The organism is Nostoc sp. (genome assembly GCF_036917575.1).
Taxonomy (GTDB): domain Bacteria; phylum Cyanobacteriota; class Cyanobacteriia; order Cyanobacteriales; family Nostocaceae; genus Nostoc.
Map to the genome: position 1 here is coordinate 14,658 of NZ_JBALDC010000052.1, position 21,891 is coordinate 36,548.

Consider the following 21,891-nt stretch of genomic DNA (forward strand, 5'->3'; position numbering starts at 1 on the left):
GCGAAACTCTGTATGCTGACATTTACCCAACTTAAACCACCTAACCCTGAAGCCGCAGTTACTTTCACTCTGGCGCTGACAGCAGAAGAACGCACCCGCACTCGTCATCGCTTTGAAACTGAAGATGGTAAAGTTGTGTTTTTACATTTACCCAGAGGAACTGTCTTACACGATGGCGATATTTTGCAAGAAGAAACCCATAGCTGTTTAATCAGAGTTACTGCTAAACCAGAACTAATTCTCACTGCCTTTGCCCAAACACCACTTTTATTATTACGAGCAGCATACCATCTGGGAAATCGCCATGTACCTGTAGAAATTACCCCAACTTATTTACGCTTGTCCTCAGACTCGGTTTTACGCCAGATGTTAGAACAATTGGGGTTGGAAGTTAAAGAGGAAATTTTACCGTTTCAGCCAGAATTGGGAGCTTATGGACAATACCATCATGCTCACTGATAGTCATCTTTTGAGTATTTTGCAGCTGGCTAGCCCCGCTTTACCTGTGGGAGCATATAGTTATTCTGAAGGTTTGGAAATGCTGGTGGAAAATGGTACGATCGCTAACCAGTCACATCTCAAAGATTGGTTAAAAGCAGAGTTGCTTTATGGGGCAATTCGCTTGGAGGCGGCGGTGATGGTACGATCGCAGCAAGCTGCAAAAATAGGTGATATTGAGTCTTTATGCCGTTGGAATTTATGGTTATCCGCAGCTAGGGAAACAGAAGAATTACGCGCCTCTAGTTGGCAAATGGGGCGATCGCTGATCCAATTACTTGCTAAACTAGAACCGCAGATTATACCTATTGCTAATGCTGTTAGGAATCCTTGCAATTATGCGATCGCTTTTGGCATTGCCGTTGCTCATTGGCAAATCAGCATCCAAGCAGCATTACTCGCATATCTGCACAGTTGGGCAAGTAATTTGATTACTGCTGGCGTGAAACTTATTCCCCTTGGACAAACAGCAGGACAACAGTTATTGCTAGATTTACAATCATTACTCAGTGCTGCGACATTGGAAATTCTCGCTTTGGAGGACGATCAACTCGCCTGTTGTAGTTGGGGTTTGTCGCTGGCGAGTATGCAGCATGAAACGCAGTATACAAGGTTGTTTAGGAGTTAGGAGAGACGCGATTAATCGCGTTTGTACAGGAGTAAGGAGTTATGAATGCATTTCGAGTAGGGGTTGCTGGGCCAGTGGGTTCGGGGAAGACGGCTTTGGTGGATGCTTTATGTAAAAAATTGCGCGAGCAGTATCAGATTGCGGTAGTGACGAATGATATTTATACTCAGGAGGATGCTCAATTTTTAGTGCGTTCTCAGGCGTTGGCTAGCGATCGCATTTTGGGTGTAGAAACTGGTGGTTGTCCTCATACTGCTATCCGCGAAGATGCTTCGATGAATTTGGCGGCAATTGAAGAGTTAGAAGAACGTTTTCTCGATTTGAATTTGGTCTTTTTGGAAAGTGGTGGTGATAATTTAGCTGCTACTTTTAGTCCAGAATTAGTAGATTTAACAATTTACGTCATTGATGTTGCGGCTGGTGATAAAATTCCCCGCAAAGGCGGCCCTGGTATTACTAAATCTGATTTGCTAGTGATTAACAAAACTGATTTAGCACCATACGTTGGTGCAGATTTAGGTGTGATGGAACGAGATGCTAAAAAAATGCGTGGCGATAAACCTTTTATTTTTACTAATTTAAAAACTCAGTCGGGACTTGCAGATGTAATTAACTTTGTTTGTACAAATATCTGTTAACAAAAAATTTATAAATCATAATCAAAACAACTAAATTTATATATTTAGTACGGGTGTAAACCGTTTATTCAGATTTGACACCAATTCTCTAAAATAAGGCAACACATTTAAATCCCGAAAACCATGCCATATCTAATAAGCTAAACCACATCTAGTTTACATAATCTGAAATTGTACATTTCTTGTGGGGTGGGCGTCTCGCCCGCCCAGTATATGCAAGTTAAATGTGGAACAGCTTACCAATCAAATTAATGATTGCAACACATCTTTCGATAAAGATGCGATGAATTGCGTCTCTACAAATAATCGATTTTTCGCATTCTTTTTTCAAATTGGTATAACTTTCTTAATTACGAATTACGAATTAGTATGACGCTCGAATACTCGCTACTGTTTTGCTATCCCATGCTGAATTCTGACTCCTGACTCCTGAATTCTATTTCTATACAGCTTTCTGATGACGACTTCGCACACGTTCAGCACTACCAGTAGGAATCGCAGCAATTAATTTTTGTGTGTATTCCTCTTTAGGTTCTTGGTAAATACTTTCGGCTGTGCCTTCTTCAACAATTTGACCGCGATTCATGACTAAAATGCGATCGCTCATAAATTTCACTACACTTAAATCGTGAGAAATAAAAATATAGGTAAGCTGAAAGTCTGACTGTAATTCTTTGAGAAGATTTAATACCTGCGCCTGTACGGAAACATCCAGCGCTGAAACTGATTCATCGCAGATGATAAACTTAGGATTTAACGCCAAAGAACGGGCTATGCAAATCCGTTGGCGTTGACCGCCAGAAAACTGATGAGGATAGCGGTTAATTGCATCTGCACTCAACCCCACCCGTTCTAACAGTTCGACTACTCGCTGGCGTCGTTGTTGTTTTGTCTTACCAACGGAGTGAATTAACAACGGTTCCATCACCGCGTCCCCAACCTTCATTCGGGGATCGAGGGAACTAAAAGGATTTTGGAAGACTATTTGCATTTCCCGCCGCAGTTTTTGCAACCGTTCTCCTTTGAGACTAGTAATATCTTGTTTCTCAAAGATAATCTGACCACTCATCGGTTCAATTAAGCGCAGCAAAGTTCTACCAAGGGTAGTTTTACCGCAACCAGATTCTCCCACCAAACCTACTGTTTCCCCTGGTTTGACATCAAAAGAAACGCCATTAACTGCCATAGTGTAGCGTTTTGTCCCACCAAACACCCCGCGCACTGGAAAACCAACTTTCAGGTTGCGGATTTGCAACAGGGGTTCCAATTCATTGAAGTTTGCCAATCTTGCAGCAATCTCTTCGGTAGTCACTTCTATGGGTTGTGCAGGTTCTTTTGGCTGAATTATTACTTGTCCCGTTGGCGTCTCTTCTGCACTCATATAGTCAGAAACGGTAAGTAATTTTTGGGGACGACGGTTGAGTGTGGGGCGACAAGCTATCAAGCCTTTAGTATATGGATGCTGGGGATTACTGAAAATTTGCTCAGAAGTACCAGATTCAAGAACTTTGCCTTTATACATTACCGCTACTTGGTCAGCAATTTCTGAAATTAGTCCCAAGTCGTGGGTGATGAAAATCATTGCCATGTCACGGCTTTGCTGTAATTCTCGCATTAACTCCAAAATAGTCGCTTGCACCGTCACATCTAAAGCTGTGGTTGGTTCATCGGCAATTAAGATTAATGGGTTACAAGAAATTGCCATTGCAATCATCACTCGTTGCAACTGACCCCCAGAAAGTTCGTGAGGGTAGCGTTCCAGCATGGCTTCTTTGTGTTGTTTAAGCAACTGCGTCAACTTTGATGGTTCTGGTTTCGATGAATTGCTGTTGCTTTGATGCCAAGTTTCGATATACTGCTGTTGGATCTCTTCATCACTAGGTAGAAGTTTAACCTCTTGCAGACCTGCGATCGCAATTTGTCGTGCTTGGGCTGCTGACACATTTTGATGTCGCATAATCGCTTCTATTAGCTGAAACCCGATGTTATAAACCGGATTAAGCGAACTCATCGGTTCTTGAAAAATCATGGCGATGTCGCCACCCCGGTGTAACTGCATTTGCTCAGGAGGCAATGTTACTAAATCGATGGGGTTAGCATTCTCTTGAGGACGAAACCAGATTTCACCGCCAGTCACTATACCGGGAGTTTGCAACAAACTCATCACAGCTAGGGCTGTCACTGATTTACCACTCCCTGATTCTCCTACTATTCCTAGAGTTTCACCTCGATGCAACTCAAAGGAAATACCATCCAAAGCTTTGACGTGATTGCCATCACCGGGAAATTCAACTTGGAGATTGCGAACCTCTAGGACAGTTTCTCTCATAGGAGTTGGGTATGAATCTTAACTGAAAATTATTTGGATTTTAACAATAGTTTTGATGTATGTGTAGGTAAATCAGTAGTTAAGTATATCTAGTTTTGATTGAGTTTGATTTGTGGTTGCGCGTAGCGCAACCGTACATCTGGTTGCATCTAGATCGAATTCAACTCTGTGCTTGAAGCACCCTAGAGTCTGATAACTTGCAACTTAGGTTACTATCGTCGCGAATAATCATCCGCATCGGGCGAAAATTCACGTTCTGCCTCACCTACAACTGGTGCGCCTGATTCACCTAAAGCTCTTGAATAGAATAAACCTGCCAATATCGCACCTAAAATTGGAGCTACCCAAAACAGCCATACTTGCTTAAACAGTTCTACGCCAGCAAAAAGTGCTGGACCAGTACTACGAGCAGGATTGACTGATGTATTCGTTATGGGTATGCTAATCAAATGAATCAGTGTTAGTGCCAAACCGATAGCAATTGGTGCAAAGTCCTTTGGTGCACGACCATCTGTTGCACCTAAGATCACAATTAAAAAAATGAAGGTAAGTACAACCTCTGTAATGAAACTAGCAGCCAGTGAATAGCCTCCAGGAGAGTGTACGCCAAAACCATTTGTCGCTAACGGATTGGAACCAGAAAGCGTAAAGCCTGGTTTACCACTGGCAATTAAATAAACTAGACCTGCGGCTAATATTGATCCCAATACCTGAGCAATAATGTATGGAAGTAACTCAGAGCCAGGAAAACGCTTTCCTGACCAAAGACCAAATGATACAGCAGGGTTAAAATGAGCACCGGATATATGACCGACTGCGTAAGCCATAATTAGCACTGTTAGACCAAAAGCCAGAGCAACACCTACAAAGCCAATTCCTAATTCATTGGCTTTAGCGTCTGGAAATGCTGCTGCAAAAACAGCACTTCCGCAGCCACCCAATACTAGTACAAAAGTACCCACAAACTCTGCTAAACATCGTGTAAAAATTGATACCATAAATAGTTCCTTGCTTAAGCAACTGATTGAAAGCATTATAAATTAAGCGTTAAGAAATTTTTTTAAATATTGTAACTACAGATTTAGCGCCAACACCGTTAAACTTATCAGCTTTTATAGATGGTTGTAATAGCTTTGTAAAATGTGCTAAAAAACCTTGATTTTTCGTTTTTTGGTTCTCAATCAGCTTAAGCTTTGTCACACAAATCTTATTAATAGGATAGCTTCTTACTAAGTAAGTTGGCACAATAAAACAAAACTATGTAAAGAAAAATTAAATAGACTAAAACCCTCTTCCCTCCTGCCTCTTGCCCTCTGCCATCTGCCTCATCTCAACGATAAATTTTCCCACCCACCTGCTTATATAGTGGTTCCTGATTTGGTGAGGTACGTTTTCAAAGTACTAACTTTGCTAAAAAAGATTTGGGTGTACCTCAGTTGCTTAAAAAACGGTATAACTTTCTCTATTTCTAAATCACTCGATAGCTAAACTAAGCGATTTCTCACGATAAGACGCAAAGTGTCAAGGCAGACAAAAAAATAGCACATCCTAAAGGATGGCTATTTGTAGGAATTGTCTAATCGTAATGCTTTTTGCCAAGTATGTAAGCAAATTAAATACACGCTCAATTACCAACTTTAGAAGGGAATATCATCTGGATCTGGTTCTTCCTCTTTCACTGCTGGATAAGTGGTTCGCTCATAAGTGGGTTGGGGTACGGGTTCGTAAGTTTTCGTTTGGGGAGCAACGCCAACAGGATTTGTCGCTGGAGTAGGCGCTGGACGTGCTGACTCGTAAGTGGGAACCTCTTTCTGTGGAGGACGAGATGCTGAAGATGGTTGTCGGGGAGCAGTTTCAGTGAATGATGGAGTTACGGTTGCTGAGGGTAATGGATCGGTATTAAAACTACCTCCAACAGATTGAATTTGTTGTACTGTCAATTCAGCGCGTTTTTCTTTAAAACCTTCTTGACGATCAACAGTATTCATACTTAAACGTCCTACCAAGATGACGCGATCGCCTTGGTGGTAGTTTTGCTGAATTTCTGTTGCTAAATTCCCCCAACCAACAACTTTCAGCGTGGCTGGCGGATCTTCTGGTTTCTGAGAATTGGGAAACTGCACCAGCATTTCCGTGACTCCGAGATTATCGGCTGTATAACGGAGTTGCGGCTCGTTGATAATTTCTGCCATCAAAACGCAGCTATTCATTAAAATTACTCCTGACTGCAAAAAGTGCTGATTCAAAAAGAGGGGTTTTTCTATGTAGTGGTAATTAATATCTAAATAGGTTTAATCTTTTGCATTTTTTAATAATGTTTGAACAAATTTTCTACATCCACTCTGAGAAGAGAATTCAGGACTCAGAATTCAGGAGTCAGGAGAACACTTGATGAATGAATATACCAATCATACTAAACTCCTTATCAATTCTGACTTCTGACTCCTGGGTGCAGAATTCTTACGCTTTGAGTTTTTAGTTCTTTCTAGCATAAAAGCCAAGCGATCGCTTTGAACAGCATTGAGTATACTGTTCGCCACCCTCGCTTGACTAAATGAGCATTCAATTCTGCATAGAGTAGTATAATTGTACCATTAATTGATTAAATAGAAAAGATTTTTGGCAAAAATTAAGCCTTGACGTGAACTGGAAAAACACCCAAGGCGATCAACCTGGCTGGAAGGTCGCGCAAGATGGGTAAGCGCAAAAACGCAGGTGGTACAAAGGTGCGATTTGAGGTGAGAACTGGGGCCAATACCCGCTTTTGAATAAAAGTTTGAAACGCCTGAATGATGCGTGTGGGTAACTCGCGTTGACGTTGTACTTTTGCTAGATCGCTAAGTTGTACTTGTCGGTTTTTGAGCGGTTTGCCGAGTACATTCGCCGCAACTACAGCATCTTGAATCGCGTAGTTAATGCCAACTCCACCAACAGGGGACATTATATGAGCCGCATCACCGATGAGTAACAAACCTTCACGATACCAACGTTTGACACGGCTGGACTCGACAGAGAGAAAAGCTATTTGTGACCAATCATGTAAATTTTGAATGTATTGCTGGAATTCTGGCACCACTTCGACAACAGATTTTTTTAATTCCTCCAAACCCGCAGCCCTTAGTTGTTGATAGCCTCCTTTAGGAATGATATATGCAACTTGCCACTCATCACCACGGTCAAGCATGGCGATTAGCTTACCTTGACCAAAGCGCCCCATTCCCCCTTCAGAGTCTTCTGGCTGACGCGGTAGGCGAAACCAGAGGACATCCATTGGTGGCGAAGTTTCGATGGATTCAAACTCACCTAAGTGGCGTAAACGTGAGTGGCGACCGTCTGCACCCACTGTCAGTATTGCCCGAATTTCATGCCAACCACCTCCTCCTCGATAGCGGACACCTTGAATCACACCATTTTCAGTAATTAATTCCTGCACATTCGCACCCATCACCAGATGGAAACTAGGATATTTTTGTGCTTCTTGGGTAATGAACTCCAGGAATTTTACCTGGGGAAGCATTGTAATGTAGGGATAATGGGTTTTCAGATGGCTAAAATCTGCAAATGTGACATTATCTTGAGGAGTTTGAATACTAATTTGGCGCATTTTAGTATGGGAGAGTTCTAGCAAGCGATCGCTAAGTCCCAATTCCTCCATAATTTCCATCACCGACGGATGAATCGTATCGCCGCGAAAATCGCGATCTAAGTCTTTGTGTGCTTCCAACAACATCACAGAAATGCCTTGACGCGCTAACAACAGGGCCAATACTGCTCCTGCTGGGCCTCCACCCACAATGCAACAATCTGTGGTTTGTACGTCTACAATGTCATGGACAGGGTTAATGCTTAGGTCTTGGGAAAGATTTTTAGGTACATCGGTAGTCATAACAACACCTCCTGACAGCCCTAAAATTTAGAATAGTTTGCTTTTTATGGTACAAGCTGTTTTTTTAACTTTTCGTATTTACATAGAACGTGTATTATGATGGGCGCTAAACTGTCATTGGTCATTAGTCATATTGTCCAATGCCCAATGCCCAATGCCCAGTGATAATAATTAACAGTTGTGTCCCAAGTTATTTTAGAAAACGTTTATAAAAGTTTTTCCTCACGTAAAGGAGAAAGTGTTAACTCACAAACCCAATCTCCTCTCACACTTGAGGAGAAAACTGATGCAGCGCAAGAACGGGCGGGAAGTATCAATGTCTTGCGGCGGATTAACCTGACGATCGCAGATGGCGAATTTATGGTGCTGGTAGGCCCTTCTGGTTGTGGTAAAAGCACTCTGCTGCGGTTAATCGCCGGGTTAGAAGTGATGACCGGTGGTAATATTTGGGTGGGCGATCGCTTGATCAATGACCTACCACCCAAGGAACGCGACATCGCAATGGTGTTTCAAAATTATGCCCTCTATCCTCACATGACGGTGTATGACAACATTGCCTTTGGGTTACGTCGCACTGGAAGCAGGGGAGCAGAAAAGCAGAGAAGCAGAGGAGAAAATACTTCTGATCTTCGGACGTGGGCAGAAAATCTTTTTGTAGGAGCGACAAGAAAGTTACCTAAAGGATTGCGCTTCACTTCTGATAAAGAACGGGCGGTAAATGAGCAGGTGCGTGGTGTTGCCCAACTGTTGCAAATCGAAACATTGCTGAATCGCTTACCCAAACAGCTATCTGGGGGACAAAGACAACGGGTTGCATTGGGACGAGCGATCGCGCGTGACCCCCAAGTATTCTTAATGGATGAGCCGCTTTCTAACTTAGATGCCAAACTGCGGGCGGAAACTCGCGCTCAAATTGTGAAATTGCAGCGCCAATTGGGGACAACGACAATTTACGTCACCCACGATCAAACAGAAGCGATGACAATGGGCGATCGGATTGCGATTATGTCTGAGGGTAAAATTCAGCAAGTTGCTTCTCCCCTAGAACTTTACAACCGCCCTGCCAACCTTTTTGTGGCAGAGTTCATTGGTTCACCACCGATGAATTTTATTTCTGTAGAATTTCATGCCCCGCAGTTGATTACTCATTCCCAGTTTCGTTTTACCCTGCCAGAAGTCTGGGGAAAAGCTTTACAAAAATATGATGGGAAAACTTTAATTTTAGGCATTCGCCCAGAACACTTAAATTTGAGTATGCCAGCCACCAAAAATCTACCCGTACAAGTAGATTTGGTAGAGAATCTCGGCAACGATTCCTTTCTCGCTGTTAAAATTGCCGAACCAGGATCTAAACCTGCGACTACAGCCAATTACCTACAAGTACGAATCCCACCAGATCGATTTGTACAAGTTGGAGAGCAACTTTGGTTATCGCTAACTCTAGAAAAAATTCACTTTTTTGACCCAGAAACTGAGTTAGCAATATTTCCCTAAGACTATCTACGCCTTAATTGGTAGAATATGCACTCTGGATTGGGTTTGATCAACAGTGACTAATGCACCTGTCTCTAGTGAGGACTCATACCATGTCTGGTTGGAGTAAAAAATTTCATAACTTATGCCTTGAATTAGTCAGTTAAACTTAGGGTTATTGCTTATTTACTATAATTGGAGAATCTTTAGAGAATAGTAAGGGAAATTATAACTCAATTCTTTTAGGAGAATTTTTATCAACAAAAGAAGAAGCCTATAAAGCTATGAAAAATAAAATATATGAATTCAAAGCTATATAGGGTATTCAAAAATTAAGATTTTTATTGTTAAATAGTGTCGAGTGCCACGTTTAACTAAACTGTTATTTTTTTCATTTAATTATGCTAATTATGCTTTTCACAGCGTCTATAGCTTCACTAAAAGTAGGGCATTCGCCTTCTACGGCGTAAGACATTCCTGTAACAAATTGCTGGTATTCATTACCATACAAAGAATCATTTTCTAGTGTTAGCACCATTTCTTGCAAGAATTCTACTTGGGAGTTAGCCAATGATTTAATTTTTTTTATGCTGCGCTTTATATCTTCTGCTATCACACTAACAACTAAATCCGAAAAATTTGAATAATTAAAAATTAAGCCTCGTAATGCTGTTAAATCATATAAATGGCGAATAAGAGACGGATCATCTTTTTCACTACCTCTGTTTCTAGATAACACTCGCCAAGTTAAAGCACTTAATTTCTCTGCTGCTGTTTCTATGGGTGAAACACATGCCATTAAAGGAACCTCTGGTTGTTCATCCATTGATTGAGCGATAAAAGACTGTAAAGGTCTTTGTTCAATAGACAAAGTAGGCAAAACAAAATTAACTTCTAACTTTATATAAGGACGAAGTGCCGCAGTTATCTCAAAATTATCTTTGTAGCGAATGTTGCAAGTAAATTTGCGATTTGCATTTTCAGATTTTGGTTCGTCGTCCAATGACCATTCTGAACTACTTCCACGGATTACTTCAACAATTTGCTTTCGATAAGTACTGCATTCATGACGTGTAGGATTTGCTTTTGGCAAAATTACTTTGAAATCAAGGTCTTCCGAAAAACGCTTAATAAGTCCAAACCCTTTTGATAAGCTAGTTCCCCCTGCAAAAACTAACTGTACACCAAAATGATTGACAGCCATCAAGGATGCAATTATCTGCATAGCATACCAATCCTTCTCAACAAACGAAGGATCAACACCGAGATCACTGGCGATAACTTCTACAAGATTTTGGTCAAGAAACGTATTCAAAGGTTACATATTTACCGTCGTAACCAATTTTACGTGAAATATGCCCTTTAACGCCAACAACTCGCCCGGTTGGAACTTGCGTTGTACGTCCTTGACTATAAGCTTGATCGTAGCTTGATGCAACAACCTCTATCTGTAGTTTCTTTAAAGCTTCAGTTGCTAGTTCACGTAACCCTCGACGGGGAACTATACGCTTTGACAAAGGAGAAAATACAGCTTTAGCATAAAGCCCGTAACCAATTTTAACGATTTTACCTTTTTTTACTAATTCCTTAAGACTACGCCCAATTTGAGTGTAGCTAGCAATATTTACAAAATCCTTACGCATAAAGACATCACGGCCGCTACTGTCAATTCGACTAGTGATTATGTCTTCTACTGTTTTAGGGGTTTTCATCTTTTTAGTCTCCCCTGGCGAGGATTTAAGTAAAGTAGTAAGGACTTATCGAGAGGTTGAATGACTTTTATCAGCTAACAACACAATCATAAAGCAGATTTGTTGAATAATGTAACTTAATTTAGCAATAGTATTTTAAATAATTATTTTCTGGTGTGTAAGTAGTAACCTACTCAAAATCTACTTACCACACGCACCAAGCCAGCCCTGGCTACTATAACTCAGTGGTCTGGCGGATCGGATTTCTCCTCATTTAAGTCGCGATCGCAGCGTCAATACTAAAGGCGAACGTATCCCATTACATCGCAAATTTCACAAGTGCCTAGCAGTAAGGCTTGTCCTCAGGCATCGCACTCTCAAAGTTACTAATTTGTAGAAGTGCTAAAAGATAGTGCAGATGCTTCCAGTAGATGCGGATGGTGACTTTGCCAAAAACTCAAAATTTGTTCGCCAACCTGTTGAGGATAGAAGTAGTGAAAAAAATGATACCCTTGTGGGCATTCCCAGAGTTTATCTTCTGGCTTGAACCAATTTAACCAGTCATGCAATGCAGGTGGGTTGACTACCGGATCGCTCTTGCTACCAGATACCATCATTGGCATAGAAACTCCACCCTTGGGTAAATAAACCAACTTAAATAAAGAGTGTGATGATGGAGATTGTTCTAAATCTTTATCTAAAGCTGCTACTAACTTTTTAGTAGTATGAGGCGGTTGATTTCCAAAAAGACTGCGAACACTACTTGCTAAAATTAACTCACGGCTGATGCTAAAAAGTTGTCTTTGAAAGTAATAGTGAGCTTGCCAATTGTTTGCAGGTTGAGCTGCTACAGCCAGCAGAGTCAGCGATCGCACTTTTTGAGGAAATCGACGCGCAAAGGTTAAGGCGATCGCACCACCCATCCCATGTCCTGCTAAATGCACGGGGCGATCAAGCGATTTGAAAAAGTCATACAGCAAATCCACGGCTTGATCTATGCAACTGGCTTCATCTTTAGTTTGCTGGTATTCCCACTGGGCGACATTTATATAACTAGATAAATATTCAAGTAATGGTTTATCAAAACGCTGTAAAGCAGGACTGGCACTTAACCATAAAACATCAAATGAATCAGACATAAATACCTATAACTTCCAAATATTTCAATAAAGGCGCACAGCTAGCCGTGCGCCCCAAATCTTTACAAACCAAATTCTGTCTTCAACTGAGTAACCCAAGTTTTAATTCGTTCATCTGTTAGCTCAGATTGACTACCTTCATCAAGTGCCAAACCAACAAATTTGCCATTTTTTACAGCTCTCGATTCATTAAAGTCATATCCCTCAGTTGACCAGTAACCAACAGTTTTACCGCCTCGTTTGGAAATTTTTTCTTCCAGAATTCCAATTGCATCTTGGAAGTTATCGCTATAACCATATTGGTCTCCATCACCAAAATAGGCAATCAACTTACCACTAAAATTTATTTCATCCAAATCAGAGTAAAAGCCTTCCCAATCGCTTTGAAGTTGACCAATATCCCATGTGGGAGAGCCAATAATCAGCAATTCATACTCATCAAAACTACTAGTATCCGCCTCGTAAATGGGATGTAATGTTACAACATCACCACCAAATTCGTCCCGAATTTTTTCCGCATCAGATTCAGTGTTGCCAGTTTGAGTACCGTAAAACAAACCAATTTTTTTTGCCATATTGACACCTGATAAATAAATAGTTGTGTGCTTTGCAGAAAAGTCGCCCTGAGAGGTTGGTTAATCCAGCGTTCCCTGCCCATCAAGGCATCGACTCCAGTAGTGTTTGAACTGCCACGCTTGCATGGCGTTATCTTTTCAAAAAGTTTGCAAATACCTCAAATACATGACCTACTTAATGAGTATCAATCTCAATAACTCTGAAAATATACTACCAGACTTATTGAGAGTCTTTTTTATTTGATTAAGTAAACTTTTGTTAAGAATTTCAGTAAACAAACTGAAAACTAGACGAGGCAGCAAGAATTTTCGTACCTTAATTGGTCAGAAACCTTGCACTGACTTGAATAGGAGTAGTTGAGATGAACGTCTGAACAAAAGAGTTTAGGCTAAAAGCGGTGCAAGACTTGATTTAGGAGGAGTTATGTGACACCATTTTTTGGTTCATGATAGTACGGCAACATTATCGACTTACTGTACTATAATATTAATCGGACTTACGTACAAGTTACGGAATAACGAACCACTGAGGCACAGAGAAGCCAGTGCGCCCTTGTGGGAGACTTGTACCCCTTCTCCTTCAAAGACGCTAGCGCGAACGGGGAAGCAAGCTAGAGCGTCTCACCTTCTCCCAAAGAGAGAGGCTAGCGCCAAGGGAGAAGCAACTAGTGCGGCACGGAGAAATCAGAGGTTGAGAAATATTTTGCGTAAGTCCTAATTAAGTGAATCAATATTGCAGTAGCGACTGCAAATTGTTCGCGAATATATTTCTCATAGGTTGCATACATTTTTACCGACTTTAATCAAGAAAATTAATTGATAAATAGTGCGATCGCTGCTGAAAACATTGGTTGTATTTGTTACAATATACTTATAAAATATTCCTGATAATTACTGGTTTCAAAAACTACTTCGGTAAAAGAAGCTAGAGGGAGTAAATTTTTTGTGTATTTATGAAATTAATCCAAATACTAAAACTATCTATAATTCCAGTTTTGACTGTATTGAGCTTTGTGTCTACATCAAATAAAGTATTAGCTGATTACTTAAATAGTCAGGGGTCAGGAGGTAATTACCGTTATGAATTATGGTCTACAGATGATAATAGTAATTACTATTTGAAAATTTGGCTATATGAAGCAAGTCCAACAAGTAGCCCATATAGGACAACTCCAGGATTCGATTCTACTAGGGAAGCTTTAATTCATTTTGATTGCAATTACGCTGAGAGAAATTTACCAGAATGCCCTAAATAATTCGTAATTTGTAATTAAAGAATTCAATTACGAATTACGAATTACGTTAGCGTAGCGGTAGCGAGTCCGCGTTCGCTTTTAATGTCTCGTAGAGAGCGTCATCACGAATTAAACTTCAGCTGGTTGATATTCTTGTTGTCTTTCCACAAACGACTGGACACGGGTGCGGTAGTTTCTCATAGTTTCATCTACCCATTCGCGATCGTTGCTATTTGCATATAAATGCACCAGTGGTTCGCTGGCATCTGGTAAAACTAACAGCCAACTGTCGTCGTAGGGTTGACAAATTTTCACTCCATCGATGAGTTCTAGGTTTTGGGCTGGGTGAGTTTCGACTAAGTAACGCATCAAAGCACCCTTGGCTGTCCACGGGCAGCGAACTGTATAAGTTTTGTGAATTACACGAGGTAATTCTGACCGCGCAACAGCAAGCGATCGCTCTTGTATGGTCAACATTTCAATTATCTTCGCAATGCAGAACATGGAATCAAATCCCGGATGCAGTTGTGGGAAAATAAAACCAGTCTCCCCACTACCTCCAATCACCACATTCGGGTTTTTCTGACAAGCCTCCATTAAAGCTGTAGGGTTGGCTTTAGTGCGAATTACTCTGCCATCATGGCGACGGGCGACTTGTTCAATAGCACTGGAAGCATGAACTGGTACAACTACTGTTCCTCTGGGGTTAGCAGTTAACATCATGTCTACCATCAGTGCTGTTAACATTTCCCCACGAATTGGGTAGCCTGATTCATCAACTAAAATTAGCTGTTCTCCATTAGCGGATACTTGCACCCCAAAGTTAGCTTTCAATGCCTCCACTACATGACCTAACTGAGTCAGCAATCCTTCCTTGTCAGTGATTGACATCGCCGTTTTATTGACACTGGCATTTAGTACGACTGCATCAGCGCCAAATTTATCTAACATTTGAGGTAAAACTGCCCCTGATACGGCATAAACATAGTCAATCACCACTTTTGCGCGACTGTTGCGGAGTGTATGAACATGTAAAAGTTTCTCAAAAGCAGTACAGTAGCGATCCATGACTTGGCTAGGATAAGATACATCGCCAATTTCATGAATTAGCGCCCGTCGCATATCTTCCTTAAAGTAAGCCCCTTCAATTTTCTTTTCCACAGCTTTGGAGATATTAATCCCCTTGGCATCCATGAATTCAATCAAAATGTAGTCAGGGCGATCGGGGTGTACCCGGACGTGGATACCACCATTTACCGACATTGTAGGTATAACTGTGCGGGTAATGGGGATAGCTGTGGCATCGAGGTTTTGAATATCAACACCTACTGACATTAAACCAGCAATCAGCGATCGCGTCACCATCCGAGAAATATTACGCTGGTCACGGGAAACCGTTACTTTAGAACCAGGTTTTAAGGTAGAACCGTAAGCAGATCCTAATTTCACAGCGAATTCTGGGGTGATGTCGATATTAGCTAATCCTTGGACACCGCGTTGCCCAAATAAATTGCGTTGAGCGATGTTCCCCCAAATCAAGTTAATATTTAAAACTGCGCCTGACTCAATCTTTTTACTGGGCCAAACACGCACGCCTGGGCTAATTTGGGCTTCTTCTCCCACCGTAGAAAGCGAACCGACAACCGCAGCTTCTAATACTTGAGCGCGGCGGTCTACACGAGCGCCACGGGAAATCACACAGGCAGAAAGAGCTGCTTCCTCGCCAATAAATGCCCCATTCCAGACTATGGGACGTTTAAGATTAGCATCAGCGCCAATAGTGACATTATCCCCAATTACGGTTCCTGCCTCAATTTGTACTCTTGCTCCGATGCGGCAATTATCACCAATCACTACTGGAGTTTCAATTACAGCCGTATCGTCGATGTAAGTATTTTGACCTACCCATAAATCATGAGAAACTTCTTTGTAGGCATAATCTAGTTGCACTTTTCGATCTAACGCATCATACTGAGCCTCGCGATAAGCATCTAAGTGACCAACATCACACCAATAACCTTGAGCAATGTAACCATACATTGGCTCATCTTTTTCTAGTAGTAAAGGAAATAAGTCTTTGGAAAAGTCAGTTTCAACGTTTGCTGGCAGATATTCCAAAACTTCTGGTTCGAGAATATAAGTACCAGTGTTGACGGTATCAGAAAAAATTTCACTGCTAGAGGGTTTTTCTAAAAATCGCCGAATCCGTCTCTCCTCATCAGTAATCACCACTCCAAATTCAGTCGGGTTGGGAACCCTGGTTAAAATCAAAGTAGCTTTTGACTTTTTTTGTTTGTGATATGCGATCGCTGCCGTCAGGTCAAAATCTGTTATGCTATCACCGCTAATAACTAAAAAAGTTTCATCAAGAAGTTCGGCAATATTTTTCACACAGCCAGATGTACCCAAAGGCTGATCTTCTTCGACAGCATAAGTCATCTGGACACCAAAATCGCTGCCATCTTGAAAATAATCTCGCAAGACATCAGGTAAATAATGCAATGTCGCAATAACTTCCGTAATTTGATGTCGTTTAAGGAGATTGATAATATGTTCAGCAATTGGTCGATTTAGAATCGGTACCATCGGTTTGGGCAGATCGCAAGTCAACGGGCGAAGTCGCGTTCCTGAACCCCCTGCCATCAATACTGCACGCATAAACCCTCCTTAGCTAGTTATAGCTTTCGCTACTTGAAAACGTGTGAGATATATTTTGTTTTTCTTTCTCTAGTCTCCTATGGATATTGATATTTGAGGAACTTCCACAAGATGCATATAGATTGGGGATTGGGGATTGGGAATTGGGGATTGGGGATTGGGGATTGGGGATTGGGAAGAAACTTGTTCAATATTTCTCCCTATTAGCTTTCTCATCCCCCTAGTCCCTAGTCCCTAGTCCCCAGTCCCCAACTTATTGGCAATGATAAAGTTCATATTCGTAGCCATCTACAGTTGGCAAAGATTGAGTATTAGACATAACACATGTTTTCATGGTTTCTGCTACGGGTGCGTGAAAGTTTACCAGCCACAAGTCAAAAGGTCGTGGTAGTTTTTTTAAAGTATTTTCCAGAGCAATGGTGGAAGCATTCGGATCTCTATCTTGATGAGCAAGGAGAAACAGAGGATTTTGGAGTGAATTTGCAAGTTTAATCTCCCTTGCAACTCCCATCATTTCCCCTGTATGTACATAAGTTTTGTGGGTGGTGGCAATCAGTACTGGTGTTGGGGATATTTGTTGAATTAGTTGCACAAACAGGTCAGGGCGATAATATTTTTGATAGCCGAGATTGCAGATTACTGTAACTGCACTAAAAAATCCCATTAACCAAATTAATATTACGGCTTTTTTCCCGTTTATTCCCCATTTACCTATGCTTGTTATCCGATTTTTCCCTGGCTCTGTTTCCATCCATTCCTGGGAAGGATGCCAACAAACTGCAAGACTTGCGCCTAGTAAAACAACGATCGCCGGAAAGTAAACAAAGTTATATCTAGCACCTCTGGTGAGGTCAATACCTAAAAAGTACGTAAAGATAAAGAATAAAGCGATCGCACTGATAACTACTCCAGCAAGCACCTGAATCATCATCCGGTTTTCTGGGTGCTGTAGTTGAATTTTAATTCCACGCAGCAAAATTGGTACTGCCCAAATAAAGAAAGTCAGCATCACCAATCCAGAAGGAATCACAACCAAAGCTTGAGAAGATTCAATTGGTAATAGGGAAATCATTGCAATCAATGTTCCTAAAGCTTGAAAAATTGGGCTTAACCAATCTAGTCCAACGCGCGAACCTCGAATCCACTCGGTCAAAGCACCACGATTTTCATTCTCTAACAAGGTTGGTATCCAAATTAAACCCGCCACACAAGTAGCTATAGCAACGGCATAGATGCGCCGCCAGGGAGGAGAGAAGAAAAGAGAAAATTTGCTGCTATTTTGCAATTGAAGCCAAGCAATAAAAATCAAAACTACGACTTCTGTGCAAAGAGTGAGAGTAAAGAAATAATGAGTTGCAATACCTAAAGCATTAATTCCTACCCATAAAAGTGCTACCCATATAGGTAAAGGTGTGCGGTTTTGAATATGACGTGTGGCAATTACTAAGCAGGTGAGGGAACCAATTACCCATAAGATTGCCAAAGTGTAATGACGCGCTTCTTGTGCTAAAAATACACCGTAGGGTGATACTGCCATCATGGCAGCAGTTAAGTGTCCCACTAATCGCGAACGAAACGCTACCCTACTTAATACGTAAACACACGGAATGGAGGCAGCACCGAATATAACTGGTAGCGATCGCGCACCAAACAACGATACTAATCCTCCATCGCTGGGAAATAATTTCATCCACAGGTAGGCCAGTACAAAATACAGTGGTGGATGACTATCTTGTGTAGCTAAGTTGTGAATGACATCACCAATAGTCGCCGCTGGGTTTGGTTGCAGTGGTTGTAATAGAATATCAGGTGCGATCGCTTGATCTAGGGGAACTGATAAAAAAGTATTCCCCAAGCTAAACACCAAGGTGGCAAATTCATCAGTCCAAGGAGGCTTTGCAGTCAAGTTGACTAGGCGCAAGCTGATGCCGACAATCAGCCAGATTAAGATCGCCAAGAGATCAACCCACCAAGGAGGAAGGCGAGTCTGCCAATTATGCCAATACTTGCGTTGTAAGCCAAAGTTTTTATCTGCCAGAGGCAGGAAATGTATAGCAGATGCAGGTAGCAACGAGATAATTTGTTTGTAAAAATAAAATGCACCTTGGAAAAGAACTCTCATTGCTGGGCCTCACACTCATGGATCTGTAGATTTGACGTTTGAGATTTAAGTTCGTTCTAAAATCTAAAAATAAAAATCTAAATCTCAAATCCCTCGTTGTGATTATTTCACGTCTGTGACACGCCAGCTAAGTTTCAAATTAACCCAGAAGTTCCAGATGGTAGCAACTGCGATCGCCATCAACTTAGCTAAATACTGATTTATTTCCAAGATATTATAGAGAAAGTTAATTATTAGAGCTTGTAATATAACTCCTGCTAAACAGACCGCACTAAACTTCAAAAATCGCTTGAAACGTTGATGCAAAGCACGTTGCCCTTGAGAAATATCACTAAAAGTCCATATATCATTCCATAGGAAATTATTTACGATTGCCACTCCGGCCGAAAGAATCGTACTGCGAGTTAAACCTAAATGAATTACAGTACGCAGCAAGTGAAACACTGTTAAATCCACAAACACACCACTAAAGCCAACAAACCCAAAACGCACAAATCGACCGATGGGGAAATTGACTTTTCTACGCAATCGTCCTACTTTCCCTGTGGAAAGCCGCAATCGCACTAAGTGGTGGATGTAATCTATATATTGCTTCCATGTCACCTTACTCTCGCCCTCTTTGCGTTCGCAAAATACATACCCAACCTCGGCAACTTGGTCTACTTTTCCCCGGCCAATTACTTCTAGGAGAATTTTATATCCGACTGGATTAAGTGTTACACCTGCGATCGCACTCCGGCGCACCAGAAAATAACCACTCATCGGATCAGAAACCCTGCCCAATACCTCCGGTAAGATCACCAAGCCTAACAACTGAGCGCCACGAGACAAAAAACGCCTAACAACACTCCAGCTACTAACACCGCCTCCTTCTACATGACGGCTAGCTACTGCCAAATCTGCTCCTTGCTCAATACTACGCAACAGTTGTATGAGTATCTCTGGTGGATGTTGTAAATCTCCATCAATCACCCCCAACACATTCCCTGTAGCTGCTTGCCACCCACGAATCACCGCTGAAGACAGCCCCCGTTCCTGTTGGCGTCGCATCACTCTCAACTGAGGGTATTCTGTCGTCAAAAATTGTGCTATCTCCCAGGTTCGGTCTGGGCTATCATCATCTACCACTATTAGTTCATAGTTTTCTGCAATAGATTCATCCAGTAATTGACTCAATATGCTGACTATATTCTTGATGTTTTCACGCTCTTTATAAGTAGGAATTACTAGAGAAAGATGAATAGATTCATCACTTGTACCCACGGAGTTGGGAGGCAACTCTGAAATCTTTAGTGGGCCAGTTGATACTGTTAACAGCGAGTTAGATGAGTTTGTTTTCATATTCCAAATTGCAAAACGGGGGTGTGTAAAGTCTGTGGAAAATAGAGGCAAACATCTGCTGATTTTACCCGTAATATTGGATACTATATTGTGGGTTTGATTGCTGTTGGGGTGTTAATGTCTGTTTTACATAAATATACTGTTCTTGCTGCTGTTAGCCTAAGCCTTGCTTTGTTCGTTATTAGTTGCAGCGACAATAAAGTTTCCCAGTGCCAGCGACTGATTCGAGTTGTGAATACTGGAACTTCTCTAATTGATAAAAATAAAGGAACGCAAGTGATAACTAGCATACAGCTATCTAAAGATTTAGACTTTGTGACTAAATCCATTCGAGAACTGAAGCTAACAGATCCGAAACTGAAAGAATTTCAAGGCGATTTTGTGAAGATTTTTCAAAATCTTAGTCAAGCGATCGCTACGGCAGCTAGAGCGCTTGGTGCAACTAAGACAGCAGAAGCCTCAGAATCTGGGAGAGAAAAAATTCAAAAGGCGAGAGCCGAAATTGACTCAGCACTGACAACAGCTACAACTGTTGGCAAACAGTCAGATACGTTAGTGAATCAGATGAATAAGTATTGTAGCGAGCCAGAATAATCTATTTGGGGGACTAGGGATTGGGAATTGGGCATTTTTAATTTTTGAATTTCCTCCTACTCTCTTGCCCCTCTGCTTTTACCTCACATTCTGAACCAGAGTAACTTTAATCACTCGCTATGGCTGGACTGCTGGATATGCGGATCGGACTTATCTGGGGAATCGTAGCATCAGCCCTTATGAATTTGCGACTGGTTTAAATGCTTGTTTGGAGAAAATTAACAATGCGATCGCTAACAATAAAATTAATACTGTTAATAATGAAGATTTAATCCTGCTGCAAAGATTGCAAGGCGTTTATAGTACCGAAATACCGAATTTTCCTGGCAACATCAACCAGGGCGGACTATTTGGCGGTAGATATACTGCTGGCGCTCAGTTAAGTTTAGCACCTACAAATAACATTGATGTCGGCATACATTATCTCTATTCCCACTCCCCAGATAACTTACTGGGAGGTGGTATTGGCGATTCTCAACTGATTATCACCTTTTGCAGATCGATCCTACAGCTTTCGATACCCAAGCAATTGGCGCTACCGTTGCTTGGTGAATTAACCCTAACTTGCAATTGGGCGGTTAGGGTGGCTTTACTTCCTCCAAGCCATCTAACCTTTCTGGAAGTGTAGAAACTACCAATTGGATAATATTCGCAGCTTTCCCTAATTTGCTGCGTCCTGGGAATTTAGGAGGCGTTCTTGTCGGACAACCGCCCAAAATTACTTCCAGTACTTTACCTGATGGCTTCAATTTTCCCAACTTTTCTGATGGGGGGACACCAGGCGGACGTAATGACACATCAATTCACGTAGAAGTTTTTTACCGCACCCAACTTAGCGACAATATTGCCCTGACTCCAGGCTTGTTTGTCATTTTCAATCCCGATCACAATGCCGCTAACGATGCATTAATCGTTGGAACATTAAGAGCAAGTTTCCGGTTTTAGTTTTGTACTGATGTAAATGTAATAAAATACGCAATTTTCACATTACATAATTCAGTATTAGATGCTTTCATTGCTTAGTGGGAGTAGGTAAAAGTAGTAAGTGTTCTTTTTGATACGTGATTAAAGGAGTAATTTTTTC

At 41.4% G+C, this 21,891-nt stretch carries 18 protein-coding genes and 1 pseudogene; 7 read left to right on the top strand and 12 right to left on the bottom strand.

Annotated elements, in window-relative coordinates; genetic code table 11:
• The first annotated feature begins 12 nt into the window (after positions 1–12).
• The 3 genes from ureE to ureG are packed head-to-tail and all read left to right on the top strand — an operon-like array spanning position 13 to position 1,764.
• A complete protein-coding gene (gene ureE / locus V7K79_RS15670; RefSeq protein WP_335048931.1) occupies positions 13–459 on the top strand; it encodes an urease accessory protein UreE in 447 nt (148 codons plus the stop codon).
• The gene (locus V7K79_RS15675) at positions 449–1,126 is read left to right on the top strand and encodes an urease accessory protein UreF (RefSeq protein WP_442938945.1); all 678 of its coding nucleotides are present in this window, start codon (positions 449–451) and stop codon (positions 1,124–1,126) included. The genes ureE and V7K79_RS15675 overlap by 11 nt, the downstream gene beginning before the upstream one ends.
• A 41-nt stretch (positions 1,127–1,167) precedes the next feature.
• A complete protein-coding gene (gene ureG, locus V7K79_RS15680; RefSeq protein WP_335048933.1) occupies positions 1,168–1,764 on the top strand; it encodes an urease accessory protein UreG in 597 nt (198 codons plus the stop codon).
• Positions 1,765–2,206: 442 nt separating this feature from the next.
• Here ureG and V7K79_RS15685 read toward each other — a convergent pair whose 3' ends face one another.
• The 5 genes from V7K79_RS15685 to V7K79_RS15705 form a co-directional block, all read right to left on the bottom strand.
• Positions 2,207–4,093: an ABC transporter ATP-binding protein gene (locus V7K79_RS15685; RefSeq protein WP_335048934.1), complete on the bottom strand. Its 1,887-nt coding sequence runs from the start codon at positions 4,091–4,093 to the stop codon at positions 2,207–2,209.
• A 212-nt stretch (positions 4,094–4,305) separates the two neighbouring features.
• Positions 4,306–5,091, bottom strand: coding sequence for an aquaporin Z (aqpZ, locus tag V7K79_RS15690; RefSeq protein WP_335048935.1), 786 nt, complete (start codon positions 5,089–5,091; stop codon positions 4,306–4,308).
• A 49-nt stretch (positions 5,092–5,140) separates the two neighbouring features.
• Positions 5,141–5,293, bottom strand: coding sequence for a hypothetical protein (locus V7K79_RS15695; protein ID WP_335048936.1), 153 nt, complete (start codon positions 5,291–5,293; stop codon positions 5,141–5,143).
• 437 nt (positions 5,294–5,730) lie between these two features.
• Positions 5,731–6,303: a single-stranded DNA-binding protein gene (locus V7K79_RS15700; protein ID WP_335048937.1), complete on the bottom strand. Its 573-nt coding sequence runs from the start codon at positions 6,301–6,303 to the stop codon at positions 5,731–5,733.
• 419 nt (positions 6,304–6,722) lie between these two features.
• Complete coding sequence (locus V7K79_RS15705) at positions 6,723–7,979, bottom strand: FAD-dependent oxidoreductase (protein WP_335048938.1); 1,257 nt, start codon at positions 7,977–7,979, stop codon at positions 6,723–6,725.
• Positions 7,980–8,159: 180 nt separating this feature from the next.
• On the opposite strand from V7K79_RS15705, the gene V7K79_RS15710 reads away from it, so the two are divergent.
• Positions 8,160–9,473, top strand: a complete 1,314-nt coding sequence (locus tag V7K79_RS15710; protein WP_335048939.1) for an ABC transporter ATP-binding protein — start codon at positions 8,160–8,162, stop codon at positions 9,471–9,473.
• Positions 9,474–9,843: 370 nt separating this feature from the next.
• Here V7K79_RS15710 and V7K79_RS15715 read toward each other — a convergent pair whose 3' ends face one another.
• The 4 genes from V7K79_RS15715 to fldA all read right to left on the bottom strand — a co-directional run bounded on the left by V7K79_RS15715 (position 9,844) and on the right by fldA (position 12,857).
• Positions 9,844–10,767: a nucleotidyl transferase AbiEii/AbiGii toxin family protein gene (locus tag V7K79_RS15715; RefSeq protein WP_335048940.1), complete on the bottom strand. Its 924-nt coding sequence runs from the start codon at positions 10,765–10,767 to the stop codon at positions 9,844–9,846.
• Positions 10,751–11,164: a DUF6088 family protein gene (locus tag V7K79_RS15720; RefSeq protein ID WP_335048941.1), complete on the bottom strand. Its 414-nt coding sequence runs from the start codon at positions 11,162–11,164 to the stop codon at positions 10,751–10,753. Before V7K79_RS15720 ends, V7K79_RS15715 begins: the two co-directional genes overlap by 17 nt.
• 365 nt (positions 11,165–11,529) lie before the next feature.
• Positions 11,530–12,282 (bottom strand): alpha/beta fold hydrolase, encoded by a 753-nt coding sequence (locus V7K79_RS15725; RefSeq protein WP_335048942.1) that lies wholly within the window; start codon positions 12,280–12,282, stop codon positions 11,530–11,532.
• Between the two features lie 62 nt (positions 12,283–12,344).
• Entirely contained in the window at positions 12,345–12,857 is a 513-nt protein-coding gene (gene fldA, locus V7K79_RS15730; RefSeq protein ID WP_335048943.1) for a flavodoxin FldA, read from the bottom strand.
• Positions 12,858–13,810: 953 nt separating this feature from the next.
• Here fldA and V7K79_RS15735 point away from each other — a divergent pair.
• Positions 13,811–14,113, top strand: coding sequence for a hypothetical protein (locus tag V7K79_RS15735; RefSeq protein ID WP_335048944.1), 303 nt, complete (start codon positions 13,811–13,813; stop codon positions 14,111–14,113).
• Between the two features lie 108 nt (positions 14,114–14,221).
• Here the strand turns inward: V7K79_RS15735 and V7K79_RS15740 are convergent, their stop codons facing one another.
• The 3 genes from V7K79_RS15740 to V7K79_RS15750 form a co-directional block, all read right to left on the bottom strand.
• On the bottom strand, positions 14,222–16,750 hold the full coding sequence (locus tag V7K79_RS15740) for a mannose-1-phosphate guanyltransferase (protein WP_335048945.1): 2,529 nt from the start codon (positions 16,748–16,750) through the stop codon (positions 14,222–14,224).
• A 253-nt stretch (positions 16,751–17,003) separates the two neighbouring features.
• The gene (locus V7K79_RS15745; protein WP_335048946.1) at positions 17,004–18,872 is read right to left on the bottom strand and encodes a glycosyltransferase family 39 protein; all 1,869 of its coding nucleotides are present in this window, start codon (positions 18,870–18,872) and stop codon (positions 17,004–17,006) included.
• Positions 18,873–18,974: 102 nt separating this feature from the next.
• Positions 18,975–20,213 (bottom strand): glycosyltransferase, encoded by a 1,239-nt coding sequence (locus V7K79_RS15750; protein ID WP_335048947.1) that lies wholly within the window; start codon positions 20,211–20,213, stop codon positions 18,975–18,977.
• A gap of 117 nt (positions 20,214–20,330) precedes the next feature.
• Between V7K79_RS15750 and V7K79_RS15755 the strand changes: the two genes are divergently transcribed.
• On the top strand, positions 20,331–20,807 hold the full coding sequence (locus V7K79_RS15755) for a hypothetical protein (protein WP_335048999.1): 477 nt from the start codon (positions 20,331–20,333) through the stop codon (positions 20,805–20,807).
• A gap of 286 nt (positions 20,808–21,093) precedes the next feature.
• Positions 21,094–21,752, top strand: a pseudogene (locus V7K79_RS15760) (iron uptake porin); the annotation flags it as partial.
• Positions 21,753–21,891: the final 139 nt, after the last annotated feature.